The sequence below is a fragment of the Nocardia sp. NPDC004415 genome, assembly GCF_053602435.1.
Genome location: NZ_JBSGDP010000006.1, coordinates 86,009 through 110,097, shown reverse-complemented (window position 1 = coordinate 110,097; position 24,089 = coordinate 86,009). Strand labels below are relative to the sequence as shown.

Here is a 24,089-nt window from a genome sequence, read left to right as displayed (position 1 = left end):
ATCAGGCGGGCAGCCGCAGCGCGCCGGGCGCCGAGGCGGGGACGGCGGGCTGTGCCGGGACGACGGGACTGATGCGCTCGTAGGCCGCACCGAGCGCGGGACGCGGGTCCACCTCGCCCTTGTTCGGCCAGAACGCCATCGCCCGCTCGGCCTGCGCGGTGATGGTGAGCGAGGGATTCACACCCAGATTGGCGGTGATCGCGCTGCCGTCGGCGATGTGCAGGCCGGGGTGCCCGTAGACGCGCTGGTACGGATCGATCACGCCGGTCTCGCGCGAGTCGCCGATGGTGCAGCCGCCGATGTAGTGCGCCGTGGCGGGGATGTTGAAGATGTCGGTGGCGATATTGCCGGTGATGGCGTCGGATTCCGCGGCGTAGCGGCGGGCGATGTCGTGGGCCAGCGGAATCCAGGCCGGGTTCGGTTCGCCGCCACCCTGTTTGGTCACCAGGCGCCCACCCTTGAGATAGGAGGTCAGGGAGTTGTCCAGCGACTGCATGACCAGCAGGATCACCGAACGTTCCGAGGCGCCGTGCGCGTTCTGCGAGCGCAGGAACTGCAGCGGGTGCAACAGCATGGTCAGCAGCAGCCGCAGGAACCGGAAGGCACCGCCGTCGACCATCGGCACCGTCTGCAGGAACAGCGCGTTCTGGCCCTTGCCGTAGGTGCACACCTCCACGTGTGTCTGCGGTTCGGGATGGATCGAGGAGGTGATGGCCACGCCCTGGGAGAAATCACGGCGCGATTTGCTGGTGACGCCGATGATCGCCTCGGAATTGCTGCGGGTCAGCTCCCCCACCCGGGGGGACAGCTGCGGCAGCGTCCCGTCCTTGCGCAGCTTGTGCAGCAGCTTCTGGGTCCCCAGCGCGGCGGCGGCGAACACCACCTGTCCGGCGGTGAAGGTGCGGCGCCGCTTGCGGATCCAGCCGTCGGACTGCACGGTCTGCACCCGGTAGCCGCCCTGTCCGTCGGGCGCGACCGAGGTCACCGTGGTGAGCGGATGCACCTGCGCGCCTTTGCTCTCGGCCAGGTGCAGGTAGTTCAGCGTGGTGGTGTTCTTGGCGTTGTGTTTGCAGCCGGTGAAGCACTCCGAACAGTGGATGCAGCCCGCGCGGCGCGGACCGGCACCGCCGAAGTACGGGTCGTCGACCTCGACGCCCTCGTCGCCTTCGTTGAAGAACACGCCCACGTGGGTGCGGTGGAAGGTGTCGGCGACCTTCAGGTCGCGCGCCACCTGGAGCAGCACGTCGTCCTTGGGGCCGATCCGCGGGTTCTCCACCACGCCGAGCATGCGTTTGGCCTGGTTCGTAGTAGGGGGCCAGTTCGCTCTTCCAGTCGGTGATGTGGGCCCAGGCGCGGTCGCCGTAGAACTCCGGCAGCGGTTCGTAGAGGGTGTTGCCGTAGATCAGCGACCCGCCACCGACACCGGCCCCGCTGAAGACCAGGCATTTGCCGAGCGCGCTGATGCGCTGCGGGCCGGTCAGGCCAAGGCGCGGCGCCCAGATGGCCTTGGGGATGTTCCAGTTGGTCTTCGGATAGTCCTCGGCGTTCCAGCGGCGGCCGGATTCGAGCACGCCCACCCGGTAGCCCTTCTCGGTCAGCCGCAGCGCCGAGACGCTGCCGCCGAAGCCGGAGCCGACGACGATCACGTCGTAGTCGTAATCGGTCATCACGCCATCACCTCGTAGTCCGCGGGATCGAAGGTCGCCTGCTGCTTGTACTGGATGCCCAGCAGCGGCCAGTTGGTGGTGATCCGGCCGTCGGCCTGGCGATACCACGAGGAGCACTGGCTCCACACGCTGCCGCCGAGTTCGGCCTGGATGCGTTCGTCGTAGGCCCGTTCCACCTCGGGCCGCACGGCCAGGGGTTTGCCGGTCGCCGCCAGATGGGCGACGTAGCGGCCCAGGTAGGCCGCCTGCGCCTCGAGGAAGTAGATGATCGAGCCGCCGCCGGTATTGGTGTTGGGGCCGTACATGATGAACAGGTTCGGGAAGCGGGGCACGGTCATGCCGAAGTAGGCGTGCGCGCCGTCGCGCCATTCCTTCTCCAGCGCGTGCCCCTGGGCGCCGGTGATCGTCATCGGGGCCAGGAATTCGGTGGGCGTGAAGCCGGTGCCCCAGATGATCACGTCGATCTCGTGGTCCACGCCGTCGGCGGTGCGCACGCCGGTCGGGGTGATCCGCTCGATCCGCTCGGTGACCACTTCGGCATTGGGCTGGGCCAGCGCGGGCAGATAGTTGTCGGAGAACAGGATCCGCTTGCAGCCGATCGGATAGTCCGGCCACACCTTCTCGAACAAGCCGGGCACCGCGGCGGTCTGCCTGCGCATGTGCCAGCGGGAGATCCGCCGGATCGCGGCGGCCAGCGGCTTGGCGTAGACCCAGGCCAGGCTCAGGCCCTCGACCACGCCGTACCAGGTGGCGCGTTCGGCCAGCTCGGTGACGGGCAGCTTCTCGAAGACCCGGTGATGCCACGGGCCGAACTCACGGTCGGGGCGCGGGATGATGTAGGGCGCGCTGCGCTGGAACACCGTCAACCGGCTCGCCAGCGGCTGGATCTCGGGGACGAACTGGATGGCGCTGGCGCCGGTGCCGATCACGGCCACCCGTTTGCCGGTCAGGTCGACGTCGTGATTCCACTGGGCGGAATGGAAGCTGGTGCCGGTGAAGGTGTCGCGACCCGCGATGTCGGGCAGGGCGGGCCGGGAGAGTTGGCCCACGGCGGAGACGAGCACGTCGACCACCACGGTCTCGCCGCCGCCGAGTTCCACGCTCCAGCGGCCGGAGTCGTCGTCGTAGGTGGCGCCGGTGACCTCGGTACCGAACCGGATGTGACGGCGGATGTCGTACTTGTCGGCGATGTCACGGATGTAGTCGAGGATCACCGGCTGCCGCGAGAACCGGTGCGGCCAGCGCGGATTCGGCTCGAAGGAGTACGAGTAGAACGGCGAGGGCACATCGCAGGCGGCGCCGGGATAGGTGTTCTCGCGCCACACCCCGCCGACCTCGTCGGCCTTCTCGAACACGACGATGTCGTCGAAACCCTGTTTCTTCAGTTCGATCACGGCGGCCAGGCCACCGAAACCGGTCCCGATGACGGCGATGGACGGTTTCATACGGCTCCCTCGGTGATCACCCGGACGCAGGCGTCCGGGTCGTCGGCGAACGGCAGGTGCCCGCAGCCGGGTAGGTCGATGTGGCGCGCGAAGGGCAGCGCCTGCCGGGCCCGCACGCTCTGGGTGCGGTGCGTGAGGACGACATCGCGGGTGCCCCAGGCGATCGTCACCGGGATCTGAGGCAAAGCGCCCGGGTCGTCGCCGGGACGCAGGAAGTAGTCGCCGAAATCGTCGCGCGCGGCCGCGAACGACACCGCGCCCGCCAGTCCGGCCAGGTCGGTCCTGGCGGCGGCGGGGTCGACCCGCGCCGGTCGCCCGAACATCGACGACAGCAGCGCGACCCGGCCCGCCGGATACTCCACCGCCCGATCCAGCACGGGCCCCGCGACCCGCGCGGCGCCGCGCATGGCGGTGAGCAGACACTGCACCCAGCGCAGGCCCGCCGTGCCGTAGCAGCCCACCGGAGCGAACGCCGTCACCGCGCGGGCCACGCCCGAGCGGCCCAGTTCGAGGGCGATCCCGCCGCCCATCGAACTGCCGACCACGTGCGGGTCGCGGATGTCGAGGTCGGCCAGCCAGCCCGCCAGCCACTCGGCGTACCCGCGCGGTCCGGGGCGGACACCGGGCTCCACCGGGGAATCACCGAAGCCGGGCAGGTCAAGGGCGATCACCTCGTGGTCCGCGGCGAGCCGGTCGAGCACCGGGGCGAAGACCTGCCAGCGGCTGCCCAGCCCGTGGACCAGGACGATCGGCGGGCCGTTGCCGCGGCGGGTGTGGGAGATCTGCGTCATCGCAGCCCTTCATCCAGGAAAACAGTTACTGCGTACGGTTTGTTGATTGCACCAGCTTCATTGGTCCCCGTCAATAGCTGGCAGCACGCCAATATTGGCGAAGTTCCCGAAACTTGTCGTCGACGCGTACGATTTCTTGGATGACCGTGCAACCAGCCCGCCGCACCCAGGCGCAGCGCCGCGAGTCGACGCGCGCGCGCATTCTCGCCTGCACGGCCGAGTGCCTGCTCGAAAGCGGTTACGCGGCAACCACCGTCAGCGCGGTGCAGGAACGCGCCGGGCTGGCCCGCGGCACCGTGCAGCACCACTTCCCCACCCGCGCCGAACTGCTCATCGCCGCCACCACCCGGGTCGTCGATCTGCGGCTGGAGAAGTTCCGGCAGGAGGCCGAACTGCTCGCACCCGGGCGCGACCGGCTGCAATCGGTGGTCGATCTGGCCTGGCGCGATCTCAACAGCCCGGCCTTCTTCACCGCGCTGGATCTGTGGGTCGCCGCGCGCACCGACACCGAGCTGCGCGACCGGCTGGTGCACGAGGAGCGGCGGGTGTTCACCGAGATGCGCACGCTCTACGCCGAGGTGCTCGGCGAGGCCTATGCCGGGGACCCGCGCGCGGAAGTCCTCATCGAGTTCACCATCGACCTGCTCACCGGCCTGTCGATGACGGCCATGCTCACCGGCACGCTCGGTGAGCGCGAGGCGATCCTGCGCCGCTGGAAGCGCGCGCTGGCCGTCCTGACGGGTCAGCTGCCCGCCGAGCACCTGCTCGACGGGAGCCCGCTGCCCGTCCGCTGATCCGTCAGCGCCGGGTGGTGCCCGACAGGCCGTTCCAGCACAGCGCGACGGCCACGTCCACGGCCTCGCTCTTGGGAATCGGGCGGCCCGCGTCGAGCCAGTGCCGGGCGGCGGAATGGCTGGCACCGACCAGCCCGAACGCGCAGGCGTAGGCGCGGGTCGGGTCCATGCCCGCCGCGCGCAGTTCGGCGCTCACCAGTACCGCGCACTCGCCCATCGCGTGGCGTACCCGCCAGCGCACGCACGGTTCGCTGGGCACCGCCGATTCGAAGACCAGTGTGTGCCCGCCGGCGTCCTCGTCGACGAAGTCGAAGTAGGCCAGGACCGCGCGGCGCACCTTCTGTTCGTGGCCGGTGGAGACCGCGAGCGCGTCGCGGATGCCGTCGACCATCCGGTCCAGATACCCCTGCAGCACAGCCAGATACAGGTCGAGTTTGCTGGCGTAGTGCGTGTACAGCACCGGTTTGCTCATTCCGGCGCGGGTACTGATCTCGTCCATGCTCGCGCCGTGGTAGCCGTGCGCGACGAAGACGTCGCGGGCGGCGTGCAGGGCGGTGAGCCGCCGCTGGGTGCGGGCGGTGCCCAGGTCGGGCCGTGTGTCGACCGCGTCGGCCGGGGTCTCCGTGCCGAGGAAGCCGGTGTCCAGAATCGTCATGTGATCACCAGGTCAGGACCGGCTTGACCACGCGCCCGGCGCGTTGATCGGCCAGCGCGATGTCGATGTCGGTGTGCGGATAGCGGGCGACGAGGCGTTCGGCCGGGAATCGGCCGCTCGCCAGGAGATCGAGCAGATACGGCAGGAAGGTGGCGGGCACGCTGTCGCCCTCGAGACAGCCGCGCACGGTCTTACCGTGCAGCACCAGGTCGCCGAGGTCGATCGGCGGGGTGCCGCGGCCGAGGCCGACCGCGACGGCGGCGCCGCCGATGGTCAGCGCCGCCACCGCGTCCCCTAGCACGTCGGCGCGGCCGGTGGTGTCGAGCGCGTGGGTGGCACCGCCGTCGGTGGCCGCGCGGACCCGCTCGACGGTGGAGTCACCGGCCGGGTCGATCGCCACCTCGGCGCCGAGTTCCTGGGCGAGCGTGCGCCGTTCGGCGGAGGTTTCGACCACGACCACGCGCACCCCGTCGATGGTCCGGGCCGCCAGCAGGGCGGCCATGCCGACCGCGCCCGCCCCGTAGACGACCAGCCGGTCCCCCGCCCCGGGACGCAGCACAGTGAGCACCGCGCCCGCGCCGGTCTGGAAACCGCAGCCGAACGGCGCGGCCAGCGCGAGGTCGATCGCGGGATCGATGACGACGGTGTTGTCCTCGGTGGTGAGCGCGTACCCGGCGAAGCTCGACTGCCCGAAGAAGCCGTCCAGCACCGGGACACCGTCGAGGTGTACCCGCGGGCCGTCGTGGGCGCGGCGGCCGAACTGGTTGAGCGCGGTCGCCCGGACGCAGTAGGCGGGCCGCCCGGCCGCGCAGTTGGCGCACGCCCCGCAGTGGCGGAAGGTCAGCACCACGTGGTCACCGGGCCGCACCGAGCGCACGCCAGGGCCGACCGCCTCGACCACCCCGGCGCCCTCGTGGCCCAGCAGGATCGGCCGGTCGGCGGCGCCGGCGCGCCTGCTCACCAGGTCGGTGTGGCAGATCCCGGCCGCGGCCACCCGCACCAGGATCTCCCCGGCCCGCGGGTCGTCGATCTCGACCGGTTCGACCGTGAACCCGGCCGCCGGATCGCGCGAGAGCACCGCCGTGGTACGCATCAGGCGACCCGTTCGAGCAGGAAGTAGAAGTGCTCGCCGCGCGCGAGGACCAGCTCGGGCCTGCCGTTCATGATGCCCATCAGGGTGTGGTCGTCGAGCCACTTGAAGTGGTCGAACACCGCGCGGCCGTCGTAGACCATGGTCGCGGTGACCTCGCCGCGGAACTCGATGTTCCACAGCGTCGCCTCGCCCTGTCCCAGTTCGACATTCGAGAACAGCGAGCCGTCCTCGGCGCGGCAGATCAGCGGCTTGGCGTCGTCGAGCGCGAGGAAGGTCTTGCCGTACCAGCGGCTGGCGGGCAGGGCCCGGCACAGCGGGTGGCCGGTCTGGAAAGCGGCACCGCGCCATTCGCCCAGGATGTCCTCAGCGCGCGCGGGTCGTAGCCGCGTCCAGAGCTGGTCCAATTCGCCGGTCGCGACGCCTTCGGCCTGCTCCCGGAGCTGTTGCCAGCGTGGTGTGTCCGCGCTCATGAATGTCCCGTCTCGCGATTCCAGAACCATCCGGTTCTGAAAAGCGACCATAGTTCCGAACCAGATGGTTCGGCAAGAGGTACGATGCCGACATGCGGGCAGCGGGTGAGGCGACCAGGGAGCGGATTCTGGCCGCGGCGAAGAGCGAGTTCGCGCGCTTCGGGGTCGCCGGGGCCCGGATCAATCGGATCGCCACGGCCGCCCATGCCAGCAAGGACCGGCTCTACGCGTACTTCCCCGGCAAGGTCGAGCTCTACACCGCGGTCACCGAACTGTGGGCCGAGCAGACCGCCGACGACACCGAGTTCTCCGCCGACGACATCCCCGCCTACATCGGCCGCCTGTTCGACCACTTCGTCGCCCATCCCGAGGACGCGCAACTCCAGGCGTGGGCCGAACTCGAGCCCTCCGGCCCCGACATCACCGAGATCCTGCGCCGCACCGTCGACATCAAGATCGCCGAGATGCGCCGCGGCCAGCGCGAAGGACTGGTCACCGCCGAGATCCCGGCGGCGCTGCTGCTGCGCATGCTCACCGACCTCGCGCGTACCGCCGCGACCCACGCGCGCCAGGACACCAGCCACACCGACGACCGGCACATCGCCACCCGCCGCGCGGCCACCGTCCTGGCGGCCCAGCGCATCGCCGCGCCGTAGCGGTTCCCGGCGACGGGCTATCGTGGCGCCGTGGGGAGAGTATGGGAGTCCTGGGGTCCGGTCGTGATCGTGTGGGCCGTGCTGGTGCCGGTGGCAGTGGCCGTCACCGCCGGTCTGGTGCACCGGCGGATCGGGCACGCGATGCCACGCCGGGAGGCGCTGCGACGTTCGATCGCCGAGGTGGGTGTGCTGGTCGGCACCCTGCCGTGGGTGTGGATGATCCTCACGCCGACCGGCGGTGAGCGGGCGGTGAGCCTGGTGCCGCTGCGCGATCTGGTGGACACCCTCGGTGCCGCGCCGTCGACGATCCTCGTCCAGGTCGGCGCGAATATCGCGGTGTTCGTGCCGCTGGGTTTCCTGCTGCCGCTGCGGTTTCCGCGCTGGTCGTCGGTCGCACGGATGACCTTCATCGGCGCCGCTGCCTCGGCCGTGCTCGAGATCGCGCAGTACGTCCTCGATCTCGGGCGCGTGTCCTCGATCGACGACGTGCTGATGAACGCCGCGGGCGCGGGCCTGGGCGCGTGGCTCGCCGACGTCCATCGCGCGCGCCGCCGCGCCGGGCGCTCGCGCAGCGACCGGTTGCTGACCGGTTTCGGCTGGGCCACCTGACACCAAAAGACTCTCCGGGACAGACACTCACGCGACCGGTCGCAGGCGTGTTCGTACACTGTCCGGGTGAGTGGTGCCCTGCGTATCTGTTTCCTCGGCGATTCCTTCGTGCAGGGCATCGGCGATCCCGCCTACCGCGGCTGGGTCGGGCGCGTGCTCACCGCCACGGCCACCGACATCACCGCCTTCAACCTCGGCATCCGCCGCAACACCTCCGACGATGTCGTCGCGCGCTGCTGGCCCGAGGTCACCGCGCGCACGGCCCCCGAGGCGGACAACCGGATCGTGCTGTCCTTCGGCAGCAATGACATGGTCGAGGAGGACGGCAGGCCGCGCGTCGATCCCACACGCACCCTCGCCAACCTCACCGCACTGCTCACCGAGAGCACCCGCCGGGGCATGTCCGCGCTGGTCGTGGGCCCACCGCCGGTGATCGACGCGGGCGAACCGCACCTGCGGCGCACCACGCGGCTGGCCGCGGAGATGTCGGCGCTGTGCCACGCGCGGTCGGTGCCGTTCGTCGAGGTCACCGAAGTTCTCGCGACCGACCCGGTGTGGGTCGCCGAGGTGCGTGACGGCGACGGCGCACACCCCGGCAGCGCCGGTTACGACCGGCTCGCCGAGCTCGTCCTCGACGGCGGCTGGAAGGACTGGATCAGCGGGTCCTGAACCGGCGCGTCATCCGGCCGGATCGGCGACCGGGGCCAGCAGCAGCTGCCGGGCGATATGGTCGGTCAGCTGTTCGCGGGTGGTCGCGAATTCGCCGCGCAGCCAGGCGGCCACCAGTTCCAGGGTGCCGCTGACCAGGGTGTAGGCCGCCAGCGCCGCGTCGGCCGGGTCACCGGCCTGTCCCGGGCGCAGTTCCTGGTTCACCGCGGTGGCCGCGGCGGCGATGGCGTGCTGGGTGGCCACCCGCGCGGTGTAGAGGGATTCGGTGCTGTGGGCGTTGAGCAGCAGCGCCTGGCGGCGGGGGTCGGTCAGCAGGAAACCCAGGGCGGCGTCGGCGGCGGCGTGGACCTGACTCGCCAGATCGGGCGGTGCCGCGTGGGTCGCCGCGACGACGGCGGCGATGCCCTGGCGGGTGAGCTCCTCCGACAGTGCCGTCAGCAAGGCGTCCCGGTCGGTGAACTGCTCGTAGAAGTACCGGTCGTTGAGCTGGGCGCGATGACAGACCGCGCGTTTGGTGACCGCCTGCGCGCCCTCCTCGGCCAGCAGGTCCAGGGCCGCCTCAAGCAGCGCGGCGCGGCGCCGGGCGCGGCGCTCGTCCGCCGCGACACCCCCGTAGGCGCGCGGAGTCGTCTTGACCATCCCCCCATTCTGGTGCACCCTGACATCACACACATTTCTGGTGTCGCACGGCACCAGAAATGGTGGAATGAACAAAGGAGTTCACGATGACCTGTCCCGTGCCGCACCAGGAACTTCACGCCGCCGACGATCCGCACCGATCCTCCCCCGCCGTCGAGCGTTTCGAGCAGGTCGGCGGTTCGGTCCTGTTCGGCCTGTTCGGCGTCGCCCTGTTCGATCAGCCGATGCTGCCGCCGGTCTCGGCCGCGCTCGAGGCGACCGGCCGCTCCCGCGACACCCCGTGGGCGCGCGCGGTCCGCACCGCGGCCGCCGACCAGCTGATCTACCACGGTGAAGATGCCGATCGCGCCGCCGAGTCCGAGCGGCTCATGCTGCTGCACCGGGAGGTCAAGGGCGTCGGACCCGACGGCGAGCGCTACTCCGCGCTCAACCCGCGATCCTGGAACTGGATCCTGTACTCCACCTTCTTCGTCCAGCGCGGCGCCTACCTCGCGCTGACCGGCGACCGGCCTTCGCCCGCGGACGACCAGGCGATCTGGGAGCACTACCTGCACAAGACCCGCGGCCTGCACCTGTCCGGCAGTTCCCGGCCGATCTCCGACTACCCCACCCTGGTCGCCCACTACGACGCGATGATCGCCGAACTCCGGGTGACCCCGGCCCTGGACGCGGCCACCAGCACGGTGCGCCGCGCCCCACGCCCGTACTTCCTGCCCGCGATCACCGACCCACTGTGGCGACTCGGCGCGCCGACCTTCGGGCATGTCGCCATGATCCTGGGTTGCGGCATCATGCATCCCGAGGTCCGCGCGAAGATGCCCATCGACTGGGGCCGCCGTCAGGACCGCGAGTTCCGGGCACTCACCACCGTGCTCCGCGTGGCCTACCGGCGGCTGCCCGCCGCGGTCACCGATTCGCCGATGGCCCGCAACCGGCGCAAGTACGAGCGGCTGGTCGGCAACTACCGCCAGGTCGGCCTGAGCTCGTTCGCACCGGAACCGGATTTCCGGATGACGGCGCGATGAGCCCGCGCGCTCACCGCGCGGACCCGGCGTCGCCGTAGACGACGAGCCAGATCGCGCGGCCGAGCGCGGCGGCCAGTTCCTCGTCGCCGAGGCCGGTGTCGGCCGAAAAGGCCGCGGCGATGGTGCGTTCCACCATGGAGGTGAGGACCAGGGCGGTGGCCGCCGAGTCCAGCGAGGCGGCCACCCGGCCCGCCGCGCGTTCGGCGTCGAGCCGGATGCGCACGAGTTCGGCGAAGCTCGCCACCCTGGTCCGCCAGTACGCGCCGACGGCCCGGTCGTAGCCGGACACCTCGCTCAGGGCGAGCAGCAGATAGCGGTGGGTGCGGAAGCCGCCGATCATCGCCCGCATCGCGGCGGTGACTCCCGCCTGGCGGTCGGTGTGTTCCGCGCGCCACCACGATTCGGCCGCGGCGAACAGGTCGGCGGTCGCCAATTCGGCCATCCGGATGAGCAGACTGCTCTTGTCCGGGAAATAGCGGTAGAAGGTGGAGCGGGCGGCGCCGGAGGCGGCGGCGATCTTCTGCACGGCGAGCTCGGTGAACGGCGTGCCGTCGGCGAGCAGGTCTTCGACCGCGCGCAGTACGCGGCGCTCGAATTCGACGCGCCGGTCGTCGGAGGGTTTGCGCGCCGATCGCGGGACGCGCGTCAGCGAGGGCATCGGCGAACCGGCGCCTGCTCGGTGGCGCGGTCGGGTGCTGAGGACATGTCCCCATTGTGCCCGCCGGGCAGGCGCTCTCCGCTCCGGCCGTGCGCCCCGGGCGGCAAACCCGTTGTCCCGGTGTGGTATTGACTCCGGCCCCGGAGCACCTCATCATCGAATCGGACACAGTGTCCGAGACTCGATGACCGAGGCGGTTCGCATGACTGATTCCCCCGTCCCCAGCACCATCGAGTCGGCCGAGGTGGTCGTGGTCGGCGCCCGGTGCGCGGGCTCCTCGACCGCCCTGACACTGGCGCGGGCGGGACGACGGGTCATCGTGCTGGATTCCGCGGCCCTGCCGTCGGAGACGCTGTCGACCCATCTGCTCTGGCCCGCCGGGGTCGCCGAACTCCAGCAGCTCGGCGTCCTCCCCGCGGTCACCGCCCTGGGCGCCCCGCCGCTGACCCGCGCCTATGCCGAGGGCGCCGGATTCGGCATCGGGACAGCGTTTCCCGCCGTCGACGGGATCGACTACGCGCTGTGTGTCCGGCGCACCGGGCTCGACGACGTCCTGGTGCGGGCCGCCGTCGCCGCGGGGGCCGAGCTGCGCACGCGGTGCCGGGTGGAGTCGGTGGTGTTCGACGGAAACCGCTGTGCCGGTGTGCGGTACACCGACCGGTCCGGGGCCGTCACCGAGATCCGCGCGTCGCTGGTGGTCGGTGCGGACGGGCGGCGCAGCACCGTGGCGCGCGCGGTCGGCGCGCAGGAGCCGTTCGTCTCGGTGCCCAGTGGCCGGGACTGCTACTTCGCCTATTGGCGCGACACCGCCGACGCGCCCCGGCACGTCGCCGCGCAGTGGCGGGTCGGCGCCGACCTCGGTACCGCCTTCCCCTGCGACGACGGCCTGGTGCTGAGTCTGGTGCAGCCACCGCGCACCTCGGAACGGCTGGGACCGGGCGAGGCCGACCGCCGCTATGCCGAAGCGGTGGCGCGTATTCCGGCGCTGGCCGAGCGGCTGCGCGGGTGCGAGCGGGTCGGCCGGGTGCGGTCGGCGACCGGGATCGCCTCCTACTTCCGGCATTCGTCGGGCCGCGGCTGGGCGTTGCCCGGCGACGCGGGCCACTTCAAGGACCCGGTGACCGCCCAGGGCATCCGCGACGCCCTGCACTACGGCCGCCTGCTGGCCGAATCCGTCGCCGGCGTCCTCGATGATCCCGACGCCCTCGACGCGGCACTCGCGCGGTGGGAACGCCGCCGCGTCCTCGAATGCCGGGAGATCTTCCACTGGACCAACCGGCTGGCCCGCGGCGAAGCCATGCGCCCCTTGGAGATCGAGCTCTACCGGCGCGCCGCCACCGATCCCGAACTCGCCGAGATCACCACCGGCATCTTCTCGCGCACCCGCAGGCCCGCCGAACTCGCCAGCCCCGCCCGGGCGGCCCGGCTGGGCTGGGGCGCCTTGCGGCACCAGCGTGACCGCCTGCCCGCCGTCCTCACCGATATGGGCCGCGAAGTGCGCGGCGCTCTCACCGAACGGAAGCTCACCCGAACCACCTTGCGCGGCACGCCGATCCGGGTCGTGCCGCCGACGCACACCCTGCACACCACCGTGGCACCTGGAGCACAGCATGTCCGATAAGCCGCTCACCGTCACCCGCCGCACCGCCCTGCGCGCCGGTCTGGCCGCCGGGGCCGCCCTGGCCGTCACCGCACCGGCGACCGCCGCCTCTCCCGGTCCCCGCTCACCACTACTCCGGTCCGGCGGCAGGACGGTCGCGATCTTCGGCGGCGGGATGGCCGGGCTCAGCGCCGCCCACGAGCTGGCCGAGCGCGGCTACCAGGTGACCGTCTACGAACCGGCCTATCTCGGCGGCAAGGCCCGCAGCCTGGGTGTACCCGGCACCGGCGGGCCCGGGCGCCAGGAACTGCCCGGTGAGCACGGCTTCCGGTTCTTCCCCGGCTGCTACCGCAATGTGCCCGACACGATGAGCCGGATCCCGTTTCCCGGCAACCCGAACGGCGTGCTCGACAATCTGGTGCGGGTCGAGGGCACGGTCGCCGGTTTCGAGGACTCCGCGCCGATCTTCCTGCCGGTCGAGCTCGGCGGCCTCACCCAGCTGACCCCGCAGGTGCTGCAGAGCACGGTCGTCGGCGCGTTCGGGTTCGTCCCGGAACTGCCCGCGCACGAGCTGGCCTTCTTCGCCAAGCAGATGACCATGTGGTTCACCTCGAGCACCGAACGCCGCTTCGGGCAGTGGGAATACGTGACGTGGGAACAGATCATGCGGGCCGAGGGCAAGTCCGCCGCCTATCGCCGGTACCTGGTGAACGCGCTGACCCGCATCACCGTGGCGGCCAAACCGCAGACCAGTTCCGCGCGCACCATCGGAACCATCGGCGAGGCGCTGGTGCTGGCCGGGAGCGGGCTCGTCCCGGAGTTCTCCGGTGGTGTCGACCGGATTCTCAACCGGCCCACCAATGCCGCGTGGATCGATCCGTGGGTCGCCCATCTGCGTGGTCTCGGCGTGCGCTTCGTGCTCGGCCAGGGCGCGCGGGCCCTGCATCTGGCCGGTGGCCGGATCGCGTCGGTGACGGTGAGCGGTGCGGCCGGGACGACGACGGTCACCGCCGACCACTATGTGTGCGCCATGCCGGTGGACCGGGTCGTCGACCTACTCGGTCCCGCGATCCTCGACGCCGATCCGCGCCTGGCGGGCATGCGGGAGCTGGTCACCGACTGGATGGTCGGCATCCAGTACTTCCTGCGCCGTCCCAGCGACATCCCCGAAGGTCACATCGCCGCGCTCGGGTCACCCTGGGCGATCACCGCGCTGCGCCAGGCACCGATGTGGGTGGGCGATTTCGCCGCCACCTACGGCGACGGGTCGGTGGTCGAATGTCTGTCCGTCGACATCTCCGACTGGGATACCCCCGGCATCGTCTACGGCCGCACCGCCAAGGAATGCGGCGCCGCGGAGATCGCCACCGAGGTGTGGGCGCAGCTGAAGGGCTGGCTCAACACCGGTACCGGCTGGCTGCGCGACGAGGACATCCACTCCTGGCATCTCGATCCCGGCATCACCTGGTCCGGTGGCGGCATCCACAATGCGACACCGCTGCTGGTCAACACGGTCGGCTCCTACGATCACCGCCCCGACGCGCACTGCGCGATCCCCAATCTCTATTTCGGCGGCGACCACGTGCGCAGCCACATCGACCTGGCGACCATGGAGGGCGCCAACGAATCCGGCCGCGCGGCCGCCAACGCGATACTCGACGCCGCGGACGATCCGGCCCCGCGCGCCACCTGTTTCCCGCTGGTGGAGCTGCCCGCGTTCGCCGCAGCCAAGGCGCTCGACGCCGACCGGTTCCGGGCCGGGCTCCCCCACCTGCTCGACCTCTGAGCGGATCAGCGCACCCGCAACAGCACCATCGGCAGGGTGTCCACCGGGGCGCCGGTGGCCTCTTCGATGGTGGCGCGCAGCTTCTTCCACGCGCGCGGGTGCTCGCGGGCGTACCGCTCGAGCGCGTGCGCCGAGTCCGTCTCGGTCATCGGGGTCGCGCGGGCGGGCAGCCCGCGCCGGAAGCCGGTCGAGATCCGGACAGCCGGGTCGGCGACGATGTTGCGGTACCACTGGGCCCCGACACCGAATCCCGACACGATCACGTACTCACCGGCGCCCGGACGGTCGACCACCTCGAGCACTACGTAGCGCCGGTGGCCGCTGCTGCGCCCGCGGTGTTCGAGCATGAGCAGGCGAGATCCGAACACGAACCCCAATCCCGCCCGGTACAGCAGGATCGGCGCGCGGACCAGCCAGCGGGTACGCAACGCCTTGGCACCCAGATACGCGCCTACAGAGGATCGGCCCATGCGGTGTCCTTTCTCACGCGGTCCAGGCTACGACGCTGCGCCGGTGCGTGCCGCCAGGAGCCCGAGACCGATCAGGTCGCGGACGTATTTGCCGATCAGCGCCGCGTCCAGGTGCGGGATGTCGGGCATCGTCTCGACTCCGGCGTCGCGCACGGCCGCGCGGAACCCGTCGGCCGGGAGCGCCGATCCGGCCAGCGGGACCCCGGGACGGCGATAGGCGTGCAGCAGCGGTAACAGGGTGTGTTTGCGCTGGGATTCGGGCAGGGCGCGCAGGGCGGTCTCGAAGCGGGTGAACCATTCGTCGTAGTCACGGATGCGGGCGATGGGGTGGCCCGCGGCGATCAGCCAGTCGACGAAGGTGTCCAGGGAGATGTCGTCGTCGTGTGGGTTGAGCACGTCGTAGGTGCGGTAGCCGCTGGTGGCGGCCGCGCCCAGCGCGGTGACGGCCGCGGCGACGAAATCGGCGGGCAGCCCGTCGTAGTGGGCGCGGCGGCGTCCACCGCCGGAATCGGTGCGGTAGAACGATTCCGGCGCGATCCCGGTGACGAGCACGCTGAGCAACAGCCGGGTGAACACGTCCGGCACATTGAGCTGTCCGGCGTAGTCGCGGTGGGCCAGGATCATGTCGGAGCGGAACACCGCCACCGGCAACCCGAACCGGTCCGACGCCTCCCGCAGCAGCACTTCCCCCGCCCATTTGCTGTTGCCGTAGCCGTCGGCGTAGCCGGTGTCGAGCCGACGGACCGGGCTCATCGCGCGCACGTCACCGTCTTCGGCGAAGAACTCGCCCTGGGCCGCGACCGCCACGGTCGACAGGTAACTCACCGGTTTGCGCTTGGTGGTGAGGGCGAGCCGGATCACCTCGGCGGTCCCCACGACATTCGGGCCGAAGAGCTGACCGTAGGGCAGCACGTGGTTCACCAGTGCGCCCGAGTGCACGATCAGGTCGACCTGTTCGGCCAGCCGCTGCCACACCGGTCGCGGCACACCGAGATCCGGCTCGCCGAGATCACCGGCGACCACCTCGAGCGCGTCCCGGGCGAGGGCGTGGAAGTGCGCGCGTAGCGCGGCGTCGCCGGTGTCGAAGGCGGCGTCGAGGCGGGCGCGGGCCGACTCGGCGTCCGCGCCGCGCACCACACACACCACCCGGCCGCCGCGCGGCGCGACCCGTTCCAGCCAGGTCAGCAGCAGGAACCGGCCGAGGTAGCCGTTGGCGCCGGTGATCAGGACGGTGCGGATGCCCTCGGCAGCGGGCAGGTCGGCGGCCCGTTCCAGGGTGGGGGCGTCGAGGAACTTCGCCAGCGTGAGATCGGAGGCGCGGATCTCGGTGGCACCGGGCCCGTGCACCGCGTCGGCATCGAGACCGCGAGTGCCCCGTTCGATGTAGCGGGTGAGCGCGGCGAGGTCGCTGTCGGGCGCGAGCACGACGTTCACCGGCACCTCGACACCGAGCAGTTCCCGCAGCAGCGTCGAATACGACAGCGCCGCCAGCGAATCCCCACCCAGGTCGGCGAACCGGGCGCCGGGCCGCAGGTCGGTGACCGGGCAGCCGAGCACCGCGGCCGCCGCCCGCGTGACGGTCTCCGCCACCGGCAGCCCGGGCGCGTCGCGGCGCAGCTGGGCGAGCTGGTCCTCCTGCTCGCGCGCCACCTCGTCGTAGAGCGCTTCGAGCCGGTCGCCGTAGCGCTGTTTCAGCTTGGGCCGCAACAGTTTCGCCACGCCGGAGAGCAGGCCGTTGGCGACGGAGAACGGTTCGGGCTCGATCAGGAAGTCGCGCGGGATCTCGTAGGATTCCAGGCCCGCGTCGAGCGCGGCGCGCTGGATCGAGACGGCGAGGGCGCCACGCAACTCCCCCGGCGGTCCGGCCAGCGCGGCCTCGGTGGGCACCACCACGGCCAGCAGGTAGGCGCGTTCGCTGCTGCCGTAGACGTAGATCTGGCGCACGAGATCGGCACCGGCGAACACGGCCTCCAGCTTCGACACGGTGACGAACTCACCCTGCGACAGCTTGAGCACATTGTTGCGCCGGTCCACATAGGCCAGGCGGTCGGGCGCGAGCTCGGCCACCACGTCGCCGGTGCGGCAGAAACCGTCGGCGTCGAACACCTCGGCGGTGACCTCGGGCCGCCGGTAGTACCCGGCGATCATGGTGGTGGTCTTGAGCAGCAGCTCACCGCGTGGGTGGGGCTTGTCGGTGGTGAAGTAGCCCAGTTCGGGCACGTCGACGAGCTTGTAGTCCAGCACCGGCGGCCGCATGACCTTGGTGTCGAAGATGACGCCGCCGCCGGTCTCGGTGGAGCCGTAGCCGTCGTGCAGCCGCATCCGCAGCACCGATTCGACGAAGGCGCGCAGTTCGGGCGCGATCGGCGCGCTACCGCACAGCACCGACATCAACCGCCCGCCCAGGAACTCCTCGCGCAGGACGGTTTTCACCTCCTCGGCGTGCGCGTCCGGGTCGGGTCCGCCACGGCGGTCGAGTTCGTGCCGGTAGCGCTGCCACAGCATGTCGCAGACCCGGGGCACCAGGAAGATCTCGGTGGGGCGCACCAGCGCGATGTCCTCGAACAGGGTCGACATGTCCGGTGTGGCGGCGAAATACGCGGTGCCGCCGCGGGCCAGCACGCTGGTCAGGGTCAGGCGGGCGGCGATGTGGCTCAGCGGCAGGAAGTTCAGGGTGATCGCCGCCAGCGGGCGCGGCGGCTGCCAGCTCACCGACACCAGCCGCTGGGTGTACATGGCGCCCTTGGGCGTTCCCGTACTGCCCGAGGTGTAGATCAGCAGGGCGAGGGGATCGTCGCCGGGCTCGGGGACCGACAGCGGCGCGGCGGGCAACACCCGGCCGCGGTCGACGGTCTCGGTGAGGGTGTCGATGGTGACCGGTGATCCCGCCTCGGTGAGACGGGCCCGCGCGGCGGCCAGGGCGTCCCGATGGTCGTCGTCGTCCGGGTGGTGGTCGAAGACGAGCAGGGTGCGCGGGGTGGTTTCGGCCAGCACCGCGTCGACGGCGATGCTCAGGTGCGCGGTGTCGACCGCGAACACGCGAGGCTCGGTCTCGGTCAGGATCGAGCGCAGCTGGTCGAGACCGGCACCGCCCTGCAACGGCACCGCCACCGCGCCGAGGTGGATCCCGGCCAGGTCGAGCACGGTGTAGTCCACGCTGGTGAATCCCAGCATCGCGACGAATTCGCCCGCGGCGACACCGTCGGCGTGCCAGGCGGCGGCCAGGGCGCGGGCGCGTTCCCAGAGCACCCGGTAGGTGAGCAGCTCGAACTCCGGCAGGAGCCGCCGGGTCGTGCGGCCGGTCGCCGGGTCGACGACCGGTTCGGTGCGCCGGGTGCCGACGGCGGGGCGGTCGGCGTACCCGGTCATGGCGATCTCGACGATGCGGGCCAGCGGGGTCGCGGCCGCGACGACCTCGGCGTGCACCGCCGGGTCGGGCTTGGCGGCACGGATCTGCGGGTCCTCGGCGTAGAGCGTCCTGATCCGGTCCGCCAGCTCGACCGTCATGCCTCGTTCCGATCCGGCCACATCGATCGACACCTCGTGCCAGGCTTGCCGTTTGGCCGGCTCGGGGTCGATCAGGACGCGGGGCGGCTGATCGATGACGCAGGTCGCCCGGCGTTCGGCGGTGTACGGCGCCCAGGCGGGCAGCGGGCTGCCGGTGCGCGCGAAATGCGCCCAGTTGTCCTGCATGAAGTCCTGGACCGCGCGGAAGGCCCGGCGCCCGCCCGCGGCGGTCATCATCCGGCCGACCGGCCCGTCCACCCAGCCGAACACCGGAACCAGGTCCAGGGCGTGGGTGGCACCGAAACCCGCCGCGCGCAGGGCCCGTGGCGCGTAGTCGAAGCGATAGGCGTAGGTCGGGGCGTGGCGGCTGTGGCCTTCCAGCACCGCCAGGGTCGGGCGCAGGAACATGAAGTCTCCGCCCATCCGGACGGCGGTGCGCGGGGCCGGATAGCCGGGGTAGGCGCGGAGGACGCGCTGTTCGGTGCCGGGCGCGCAGCGCGCGAACACCGTGGTCAGCTGGGCCTGCGTATGCGGCACCGACTTGCCGAAGCGCTGGAACAGGGTCGCCTCGTCGAGGTTCGTGCCGATGGTCAGCGGCACGGGATGCGCGCGCCCGGCGGCGATCGCGGTCAGCGGCGCCTCGGGCAGGAAGTCCCCGTCGACCACCGGCGCGTAGGGGAAGCTGCCCGGTTCCTCGCGCAGGGCCCGGCCCAGCGCCCGGTCGGCGGCCCGGCTCAGGTCCCCGGCGCGCACGGTGCGCAGCGCGCGGCCCGCGTCGGCCGGGTCGATCCCGGCCCGTTCGAGGACACGGCGCGCGAACCTCCGGGCTTGCGCGGGCTCGGCGATCCAGTCCGCGGGTGCGCTCTGCGCGATGGCCCGGTGGAACAGCCCGCCCGCCGACGGGGTGGCCAGCAGCGAGACCACCGCGTGCGCGCCCGCCGATTCCCCGAAGATCGTGACCCGGTCCGGGTCGCCACCGAAGGCGGCGATATTGCGCTGTACCCATTGCAGCGCCGCGACCTGGTCGCGCAGGCCGAGATTCGACTCGATCGGTTGATCCGGGGTGGAGAACTCGGTGAAGTCGACGTAGCCGAGCGCGCCGAGGCGGTAGTTGACCGACACCACGATCACGTCCCCGCGCACCGCCAGCCGGGCCCCGGAATACATGCTCGAGGTGCCGAAGATGTAGCCGCCGCCGTGCAGGAACACCAGCACCGGCCGCGGCTGCGCCGCGGCGGTGACGGGCGCGGTCACGTTCAGCGTCAGACAGTCCTCGCCGACGGCCTGCCAGGCCCGCGGCCCGGTCCGCGCGCCGTTGGGATGCTGGACGGCCGCGCACCCGAACTCGGTCGCCTGGCGCACCCCCGTCCACGGCCGGACGGGTTGGGGGGCACGCAGGCGCAGGTCGCCGACCGGCGCGGCCGCATAGGGAACAGAACGCCAGCTGACGACACGTCGGCCCGCTCGACCGCGCACGACTCCGTCGGCGGTCACGATCTCGGTGGACACCATTCGTACACCGTACGTGGTACCGCCGGTACCGCGCAGGATGTTCGCCTCGCTAACGCTCTCGCGCGGCCCGGCCGGCGCGGGCGCGCCCACTAAACTGACGCCCATGGTCGGCGACGTGAGTTGCGAACCCACCGAGATCAACCCCCACGGCCCCGAGCGGGCGCCGCTGGCCGCCGGTGCCGCCACCACCATCGCCGAGCTCGACTGCCTGGTCTCCTCCTGTTTCGCCTGCCCCCGGCTGGTCGCCTGGCGCGAGGAGGTCGCACGGGTGAAGCGGGCCGCGTTCCGCGATCAGGAGTACTGGGGCAGGCCGGTGCCGGGCTTCGGTCCCGCCGACGCGTCGATCCTGGTCGTCGGGCTCGCGCCCGCGGCCAACGGCGGCAATCGCACCGGGCGGATGTTCACCGGCGACCAGAGCGGCGATGTGCTCTTCGCGGCGATGCATGCGGTCGGCCTGTCCAGCGGCGCGCACCCGGTCTCCGCCGACGACGGCATCACCCTGCGCGGCACCCGCCTCACCTCCCCGGTGCACTGCGCACCCCCGGAGAACAAGCCCACCCCCGCCGAACGGCACACCTGCGCGCCGTACCTGAGCCGTGAACTCGAACTGCTGGCCGACACCCTGGCGGTGATCACGGTGCTCGGCGGGTTCGGCTGGCAGGCCCTGTTCTCGGTCCTGGCCGAGGGCGGCTGGCAGGTCCCGCGCCCGCGCCCGCGCTTCGCCCACGGTGCCCAGGTCACCCTCGCCCACCCCGACGGGCGCACGGTCACCGTGCTCGGCTGCTATCACGTCAGCCAGCACAACACCTTCACCGGCCGCCTGACCCCCGCCATGCTCGAAGACATCCTGCGGACCGCGAAATCCCTCGCCGGTTCCGGACTTCCCGACGACGAAACGAGGGCGCCATGACACAGCAACCCGACGTGCGGGTCCGCCGGATCTACGAAGACCCCGAACCGGACGACGGGCAGCGGGTTCTGGTCGACCGGCTCTGGCCACGCGGGGTCAGCAAAGAACGCGCCGATCTCACGACCTGGTGCAAAGACGTCGCCCCGTCCACCGAGCTGCGCAAGTGGTATCACCACGATCCCGAGAAATTCGACGAATTCGCCGACCGCTACCGCAGCGAACTCGAACAGCCCGACCACGCCGCCGCCCTCACGGAATTGCGGACGATGGCCGAGCACGGACCGCTCACCCTGCTCACCGCCGCGCGACGCGCCGATATCAGCGAGGCGACCGTCCTGGCCGCGATTCTCGACAACCATGTTTCATCGGATTGATGAACATGTGATATCGACGGCCGCTCCCGGCCCGCACGCACACCAGAATCACCTGGAGTAGTTGCTCGGCGAGACGATCACTGCGATGGCAGGAGAACCGATGAGCACGCTGGCGATGAGCACGGTCGACATCTCGCGATGGCAATTCGGTATCACCACCGTCTACCACTTCATCTTCGTCCCGCTCACCATCGGCCTTGCCCCGATCGTCGCCGGTATGCAGACGGCCTGGGTGGTCACCGGTAACGAACGCTGGTACCGGCTCACGAAATTCTTCGGCAAACTCTTCCTGATCAACTTCGCCCTCGGCGTGGCCACCGGCATCGTGCAGGAATTCCAGTTCGGCATGAACTGGAGCGAATATTCGCGCTTCATCGGCGACATCTTCGGCGCCCCACTGGCTTTGGAAGCGCTCATCGCCTTCTTCATGGAGTCCACCTTCATCGGGCTGTGGATCTTCGGCTGGACGCGATTGCCGAAACTCGTTCACCTGGCCACGATCTGGATCGTGGCGATCGGTGTGAACGCCTCGGCCTATTTCATCATCGCGGCGAATTCGTTCATGCAGCATCCGGTCGGGGCGCGCTACAACCCGGAAACCGGGCGCGCCGAACTCGACAGCATCTTCTCGCTGCTCACCAACAACACGAGCGTGGCGGCCTTTCCGCATGTGGTCGCGGGCGCCTTTCTCACCGCGGGTACCTTCGTGGCCGGTATCGCGGGCTGGTACATGGTCCGCAATGCCCGCAGCGGTGACGCGGTGAAACGCGAGGAGGCACGCACCCTCTGGCGGCCCGCGGCCCGCAGCTGCCTGCTCGTCATCGCCGCCTCGGTCGTGGTGGTCGCGCTGACCGGCGACATCCAGGGCAAGATCATGTTCGACCAGCAGCCGATGAAGATGGCCTCGGCGGAATCGCTGTGCCACACCGAGACCGACCCCGATTTCTCGATCCTCACCGTGGGCACGCACAACAACTGCGACAGCGTCACCCACGTGCTGAAGGTGCCCTATGTGCTGTCCTACCTGGCCGAGGGCCAGTTCACCGGGGTCACCCTCCAGGGCGTGGAGGACCTGCAACGGTCCTATGTCGAGCAGTACGGTCCCGGTGACTACCGGCCCAATCTGTTCGTCACCTACTGGTCCTTCCGCGCCATGGTCGGCCTGCTGGCCGGTCCAGTCCTGCTGTTGCTCGCCGGCTTCTGGATGACCCGGCGCGGCCGGGTCCCGGACAAGCGCTGGTTCGCCTGGCTGAGCCTGCTCGCCATCCCGACCCCGTTCCTGGCCAACAGCGCGGGCTGGGTCTTCACCGAGATGGGCCGCCAGCCCTGGGTGGTGGTCCCGAATCTCACCGGTGACACCACCATCCGGATGACGGTGGCCCAGGGCGTGTCCGACCACGCGCCGGGCACCGTGGTGTTCTCCCTGATCGTGTTCACGCTGCTCTACGGCGCGCTCGCGATCGTCTGGTACTACCTCATGCACCGCTACATCGTCGCCGGACCGGACCCGGCACCCACCGAGCACGACGAACCCGATGACGACGGGGGCGGTGGCCGGCACCGCGCCGAACCGGTCGAGCCCCTGTCGTTCGCGTACTAGGAGTCGAGCGATGAGCCTGCAGCAATTCTGGTTCGTGCTGGTCGGAGTCCTGTTCACCGGCTACTTCGTGCTCGAGGGTTTCGACTTCGGCGTGGGCATGCTCATGCCGATCCTCGGCAAGGGCTCCGATGTGCGGCGCCGGGTGGTGCTCAACACCATCGGCCCGATCTGGGACGGCAACGAGGTCTGGCTGATCACCGCCGGTGGCGCGCTGTTCGCGGCCTTCCCGGAGTGGTACGCGAGCATGTTCTCCGGGTTCTATCTCGCGCTGCTGCTGTTGCTGGTGGCGCTGATCCTGCGGGTGTGCGCCATCGAGTACCGGGCCAAGATCAACGATCCCACCTGGCGTGCCTGGTGCGATGCCGGCATCGGGATCGGTTCCTGGATTCCGGCCCTGGCCTGGGGCTGGGTGTTCGCGAATCTGGTGCGCGGGGTGCCGCTGGACGAGCGCAAGCAGATCGTCGGTTCGGTGTGGGATCTGTTCAGCCCGTACGCGCTGCTGGGCGGCGCGACGACGGCGATCCTGTTCGCCCTGCACGGTGCGATCTTCCTGGCCCTCAAGACCGGCGGCGAAGTGCGTGACGACGCGCGTAAGACCGTCCGGGTGCTGTTCGTGCCGACGGTGCTGATCGTCGGCGCGTTCGGGCTGTGGACCCAGTTGGCCTACGGCTCCGGCTGGACCTGGGCAGCACTCGGGGTGGCCGTGCTCGGCCTGGTCCTGGCCGGTGCCGCGACCGCGACGGCGCGCGACGGCTGGGCCTTCGTCGGCACCACGCTGACCGTGGTGGCGGCCACCGTCCTGCTGGTGGGCTCGCTGTACCCGAATGTCATGCCCTCCACCATCAGCCCGCTCTACGACTTGACCATCGACAACGCCTCGTCGAGTCCCTACACCCTGCGGGTGATGAGCTGGGCGGCCGTGCTGGCCACCCCGGTGGTGCTGGTGTACCAGGGCTGGACCTACTGGGTGTTCCGCAAGCGGCTCACCGTCGACCACATTCCCGCACCGACCGGGCTGCCGCTGTCGCGACCCCCGCGCTGAACGCGGCGCGGACATTCCGCCGCGAATTCCCGTGGCAAATATTTGGCGACTATCCATGCGTGGTCATAGCCGAACGCGCAATCGTGCCGATAGAGTCGGATCGAAATCACCATTGGC

General features: G+C 70.7%; 20 protein-coding genes and 2 pseudogenes. 11 read left to right on the top strand and 11 right to left on the bottom strand.

The window, feature by feature from the left end; all coding sequences use genetic code 11:
* Position 1: 1 nt before the first annotated feature.
* The 3 genes and pseudogenes from ACWEMY_RS04840 to ACWEMY_RS04830 form a co-directional block, all read right to left on the bottom strand.
* Positions 2-1,667 (bottom strand): annotated as a pseudogene (locus ACWEMY_RS04840) (GMC oxidoreductase).
* Positions 1,667-3,112, bottom strand: a complete 1,446-nt coding sequence (locus tag ACWEMY_RS04835) for a flavin-containing monooxygenase (protein WP_452388921.1) — start codon at positions 3,110-3,112, stop codon at positions 1,667-1,669. Before ACWEMY_RS04835 ends, ACWEMY_RS04840 begins: the two are co-directional and overlap by 1 nt.
* Positions 3,109-3,903 carry an alpha/beta fold hydrolase gene (locus tag ACWEMY_RS04830; RefSeq protein ID WP_452388920.1) on the bottom strand — a complete coding sequence of 265 codons (795 nt, stop codon included), beginning with the start codon at positions 3,901-3,903 and terminating at the stop codon, positions 3,109-3,111. The genes ACWEMY_RS04835 and ACWEMY_RS04830 overlap by 4 nt, the downstream gene beginning before the upstream one ends.
* A 140-nt stretch (positions 3,904-4,043) precedes the next feature.
* Here ACWEMY_RS04830 and ACWEMY_RS04825 point away from each other — a divergent pair, with 140 nt between their 5' ends.
* A complete protein-coding gene (locus tag ACWEMY_RS04825; protein ID WP_375927609.1) occupies positions 4,044-4,697 on the top strand; it encodes a TetR/AcrR family transcriptional regulator in 654 nt (217 codons plus the stop codon).
* Positions 4,698-4,701: 4 nt separating this feature from the next.
* On the opposite strand, the gene ACWEMY_RS04820 is transcribed toward ACWEMY_RS04825, so the two are convergent.
* Genes ACWEMY_RS04820 through ACWEMY_RS04810 form a run of 3 tightly spaced genes read right to left on the bottom strand, consistent with a single transcriptional unit; the run spans position 4,702 to position 6,915 of the window.
* On the bottom strand, positions 4,702-5,352 hold the full coding sequence (locus ACWEMY_RS04820) for a TetR/AcrR family transcriptional regulator (RefSeq protein ID WP_375927611.1): 651 nt from the start codon (positions 5,350-5,352) through the stop codon (positions 4,702-4,704).
* A 4-nt stretch (positions 5,353-5,356) separates the two neighbouring features.
* The gene (locus tag ACWEMY_RS04815) at positions 5,357-6,445 is read right to left on the bottom strand and encodes an NAD(P)-dependent alcohol dehydrogenase (RefSeq protein WP_452388919.1); all 1,089 of its coding nucleotides are present in this window, start codon (positions 6,443-6,445) and stop codon (positions 5,357-5,359) included.
* Complete coding sequence (locus ACWEMY_RS04810; RefSeq protein ID WP_452388918.1) at positions 6,445-6,915, bottom strand: DUF4334 domain-containing protein; 471 nt, start codon at positions 6,913-6,915, stop codon at positions 6,445-6,447. The genes ACWEMY_RS04815 and ACWEMY_RS04810 overlap by 1 nt, the downstream gene beginning before the upstream one ends.
* A 92-nt stretch (positions 6,916-7,007) precedes the next feature.
* Between ACWEMY_RS04810 and ACWEMY_RS04805 the strand changes: the two genes are divergently transcribed.
* The 3 genes from ACWEMY_RS04805 (at position 7,008) to ACWEMY_RS04795 (ending at position 8,849) form a co-directional block, all read left to right on the top strand.
* Entirely contained in the window at positions 7,008-7,571 is a 564-nt protein-coding gene (locus ACWEMY_RS04805; RefSeq protein WP_452388917.1) for a TetR family transcriptional regulator, read from the top strand.
* A gap of 30 nt (positions 7,572-7,601) precedes the next feature.
* On the top strand, positions 7,602-8,180 hold the full coding sequence (locus tag ACWEMY_RS04800; RefSeq protein ID WP_452388916.1) for a VanZ family protein: 579 nt from the start codon (positions 7,602-7,604) through the stop codon (positions 8,178-8,180).
* A 66-nt stretch (positions 8,181-8,246) separates the two neighbouring features.
* Positions 8,247-8,849, top strand: coding sequence for a GDSL-type esterase/lipase family protein (locus ACWEMY_RS04795; RefSeq protein WP_452388915.1), 603 nt, complete (start codon positions 8,247-8,249; stop codon positions 8,847-8,849).
* Between the two features lie 9 nt (positions 8,850-8,858).
* On the opposite strand, the gene ACWEMY_RS04790 is transcribed toward ACWEMY_RS04795, so the two are convergent.
* Complete coding sequence (locus ACWEMY_RS04790; protein WP_452388914.1) at positions 8,859-9,488, bottom strand: TetR family transcriptional regulator; 630 nt, start codon at positions 9,486-9,488, stop codon at positions 8,859-8,861.
* Between the two features lie 86 nt (positions 9,489-9,574).
* Here ACWEMY_RS04790 and ACWEMY_RS04785 point away from each other — a divergent pair, with 86 nt between their 5' ends.
* Positions 9,575-10,513 (top strand): oxygenase MpaB family protein, encoded by a 939-nt coding sequence (locus ACWEMY_RS04785; protein WP_452388913.1) that lies wholly within the window; start codon positions 9,575-9,577, stop codon positions 10,511-10,513.
* 10 nt (positions 10,514-10,523) lie between these two features.
* Here the strand turns inward: ACWEMY_RS04785 and ACWEMY_RS04780 are convergent, their stop codons facing one another.
* Complete coding sequence (locus tag ACWEMY_RS04780) at positions 10,524-11,171, bottom strand: TetR/AcrR family transcriptional regulator (protein ID WP_452388912.1); 648 nt, start codon at positions 11,169-11,171, stop codon at positions 10,524-10,526.
* 202 nt (positions 11,172-11,373) lie between these two features.
* Between ACWEMY_RS04780 and ACWEMY_RS04775 the strand changes: the two genes are divergently transcribed.
* On the top strand, positions 11,374-12,792 hold the full coding sequence (locus ACWEMY_RS04775) for an NAD(P)/FAD-dependent oxidoreductase (protein ID WP_452388911.1): 1,419 nt from the start codon (positions 11,374-11,376) through the stop codon (positions 12,790-12,792).
* Entirely contained in the window at positions 12,782-14,557 is a 1,776-nt protein-coding gene (locus ACWEMY_RS04770) for a hydroxysqualene dehydroxylase (RefSeq protein ID WP_452388910.1), read from the top strand. The genes ACWEMY_RS04775 and ACWEMY_RS04770 overlap by 11 nt, the downstream gene beginning before the upstream one ends.
* 5 nt (positions 14,558-14,562) lie before the next feature.
* On the opposite strand, the gene ACWEMY_RS04765 is transcribed toward ACWEMY_RS04770, so the two are convergent.
* From ACWEMY_RS04765 to ACWEMY_RS04755, 3 genes and pseudogenes are all read right to left on the bottom strand, one after another.
* Positions 14,563-15,027, bottom strand: coding sequence for a nitroreductase family deazaflavin-dependent oxidoreductase (locus ACWEMY_RS04765; RefSeq protein ID WP_452388909.1), 465 nt, complete (start codon positions 15,025-15,027; stop codon positions 14,563-14,565).
* A 27-nt stretch (positions 15,028-15,054) separates the two neighbouring features.
* Entirely contained in the window at positions 15,055-18,534 is a 3,480-nt protein-coding gene (gene car, locus ACWEMY_RS04760) for a carboxylic acid reductase (RefSeq protein WP_452388951.1), read from the bottom strand.
* A 90-nt stretch (positions 18,535-18,624) separates the two neighbouring features.
* Positions 18,625-20,046, bottom strand: a pseudogene (locus tag ACWEMY_RS04755) (carboxylesterase/lipase family protein); the annotation flags it as partial.
* A gap of 103 nt (positions 20,047-20,149) precedes the next feature.
* Between ACWEMY_RS04755 and ACWEMY_RS04750 the strand changes: the two are divergent.
* The 4 genes from ACWEMY_RS04750 (at position 20,150) to cydB (ending at position 23,972) form a co-directional block, all read left to right on the top strand.
* On the top strand, positions 20,150-20,956 hold the full coding sequence (locus tag ACWEMY_RS04750) for a uracil-DNA glycosylase (RefSeq protein WP_452388908.1): 807 nt from the start codon (positions 20,150-20,152) through the stop codon (positions 20,954-20,956).
* Complete coding sequence (locus ACWEMY_RS04745) at positions 20,953-21,330, top strand: DUF488 domain-containing protein (RefSeq protein WP_452388907.1); 378 nt, start codon at positions 20,953-20,955, stop codon at positions 21,328-21,330. The genes ACWEMY_RS04750 and ACWEMY_RS04745 overlap by 4 nt, the downstream gene beginning before the upstream one ends.
* Before the next feature lie 115 nt (positions 21,331-21,445).
* Positions 21,446-22,930, top strand: coding sequence for a cytochrome ubiquinol oxidase subunit I (locus ACWEMY_RS04740; protein WP_452388950.1), 1,485 nt, complete (start codon positions 21,446-21,448; stop codon positions 22,928-22,930).
* A gap of 10 nt (positions 22,931-22,940) precedes the next feature.
* Complete coding sequence (gene cydB / locus ACWEMY_RS04735) at positions 22,941-23,972, top strand: cytochrome d ubiquinol oxidase subunit II (RefSeq protein WP_452388906.1); 1,032 nt, start codon at positions 22,941-22,943, stop codon at positions 23,970-23,972.
* Positions 23,973-24,089: the final 117 nt, after the last annotated feature.

What these genes read in the sequence shown, in the direction of transcription:
- ACWEMY_RS04830 (WP_452388920.1), bottom strand. Translation starts at nt 3,903, where the DNA reads ATGACGCAGATCTCCCACACCCGCCGCGGCAACGGCCCGCCGATCGTC.
- car (WP_452388951.1), bottom strand. Translation starts at nt 18,534, where the DNA reads ATGACGGTCGAGCTGGCGGACCGGATCAGGACGCTCTACGCCGAGGAC.
- ACWEMY_RS04790 (WP_452388914.1), bottom strand. Translation starts at nt 9,488, where the DNA reads ATGGTCAAGACGACTCCGCGCGCCTACGGGGGTGTCGCGGCGGACGAG.
- ACWEMY_RS04770 (WP_452388910.1), top strand. Translation starts at nt 12,782, where the DNA reads ATGTCCGATAAGCCGCTCACCGTCACCCGCCGCACCGCCCTGCGCGCC.
- ACWEMY_RS04810 (WP_452388918.1), bottom strand. Translation starts at nt 6,915, where the DNA reads ATGAGCGCGGACACACCACGCTGGCAACAGCTCCGGGAGCAGGCCGAA.
- ACWEMY_RS04750 (WP_452388908.1), top strand. Translation starts at nt 20,150, where the DNA reads ATGGTCGGCGACGTGAGTTGCGAACCCACCGAGATCAACCCCCACGGC.
- ACWEMY_RS04780 (WP_452388912.1), bottom strand. Translation starts at nt 11,171, where the DNA reads ATGCCCTCGCTGACGCGCGTCCCGCGATCGGCGCGCAAACCCTCCGAC.
- ACWEMY_RS04820 (WP_375927611.1), bottom strand. Translation starts at nt 5,352, where the DNA reads ATGACGATTCTGGACACCGGCTTCCTCGGCACGGAGACCCCGGCCGAC.
- ACWEMY_RS04785 (WP_452388913.1), top strand. Translation starts at nt 9,575, where the DNA reads ATGACCTGTCCCGTGCCGCACCAGGAACTTCACGCCGCCGACGATCCG.
- ACWEMY_RS04815 (WP_452388919.1), bottom strand. Translation starts at nt 6,445, where the DNA reads ATGCGTACCACGGCGGTGCTCTCGCGCGATCCGGCGGCCGGGTTCACG.
- ACWEMY_RS04765 (WP_452388909.1), bottom strand. Translation starts at nt 15,027, where the DNA reads ATGGGCCGATCCTCTGTAGGCGCGTATCTGGGTGCCAAGGCGTTGCGT.
- ACWEMY_RS04825 (WP_375927609.1), top strand. Translation starts at nt 4,044, where the DNA reads ATGACCGTGCAACCAGCCCGCCGCACCCAGGCGCAGCGCCGCGAGTCG.
- ACWEMY_RS04835 (WP_452388921.1), bottom strand. Translation starts at nt 3,112, where the DNA reads ATGAAACCGTCCATCGCCGTCATCGGGACCGGTTTCGGTGGCCTGGCC.
- ACWEMY_RS04745 (WP_452388907.1), top strand. Translation starts at nt 20,953, where the DNA reads ATGACACAGCAACCCGACGTGCGGGTCCGCCGGATCTACGAAGACCCC.
- ACWEMY_RS04805 (WP_452388917.1), top strand. Translation starts at nt 7,008, where the DNA reads ATGCGGGCAGCGGGTGAGGCGACCAGGGAGCGGATTCTGGCCGCGGCG.
- ACWEMY_RS04775 (WP_452388911.1), top strand. Translation starts at nt 11,374, where the DNA reads ATGACTGATTCCCCCGTCCCCAGCACCATCGAGTCGGCCGAGGTGGTC.
- cydB (WP_452388906.1), top strand. Translation starts at nt 22,941, where the DNA reads ATGAGCCTGCAGCAATTCTGGTTCGTGCTGGTCGGAGTCCTGTTCACC.
- ACWEMY_RS04740 (WP_452388950.1), top strand. Translation starts at nt 21,446, where the DNA reads ATGAGCACGGTCGACATCTCGCGATGGCAATTCGGTATCACCACCGTC.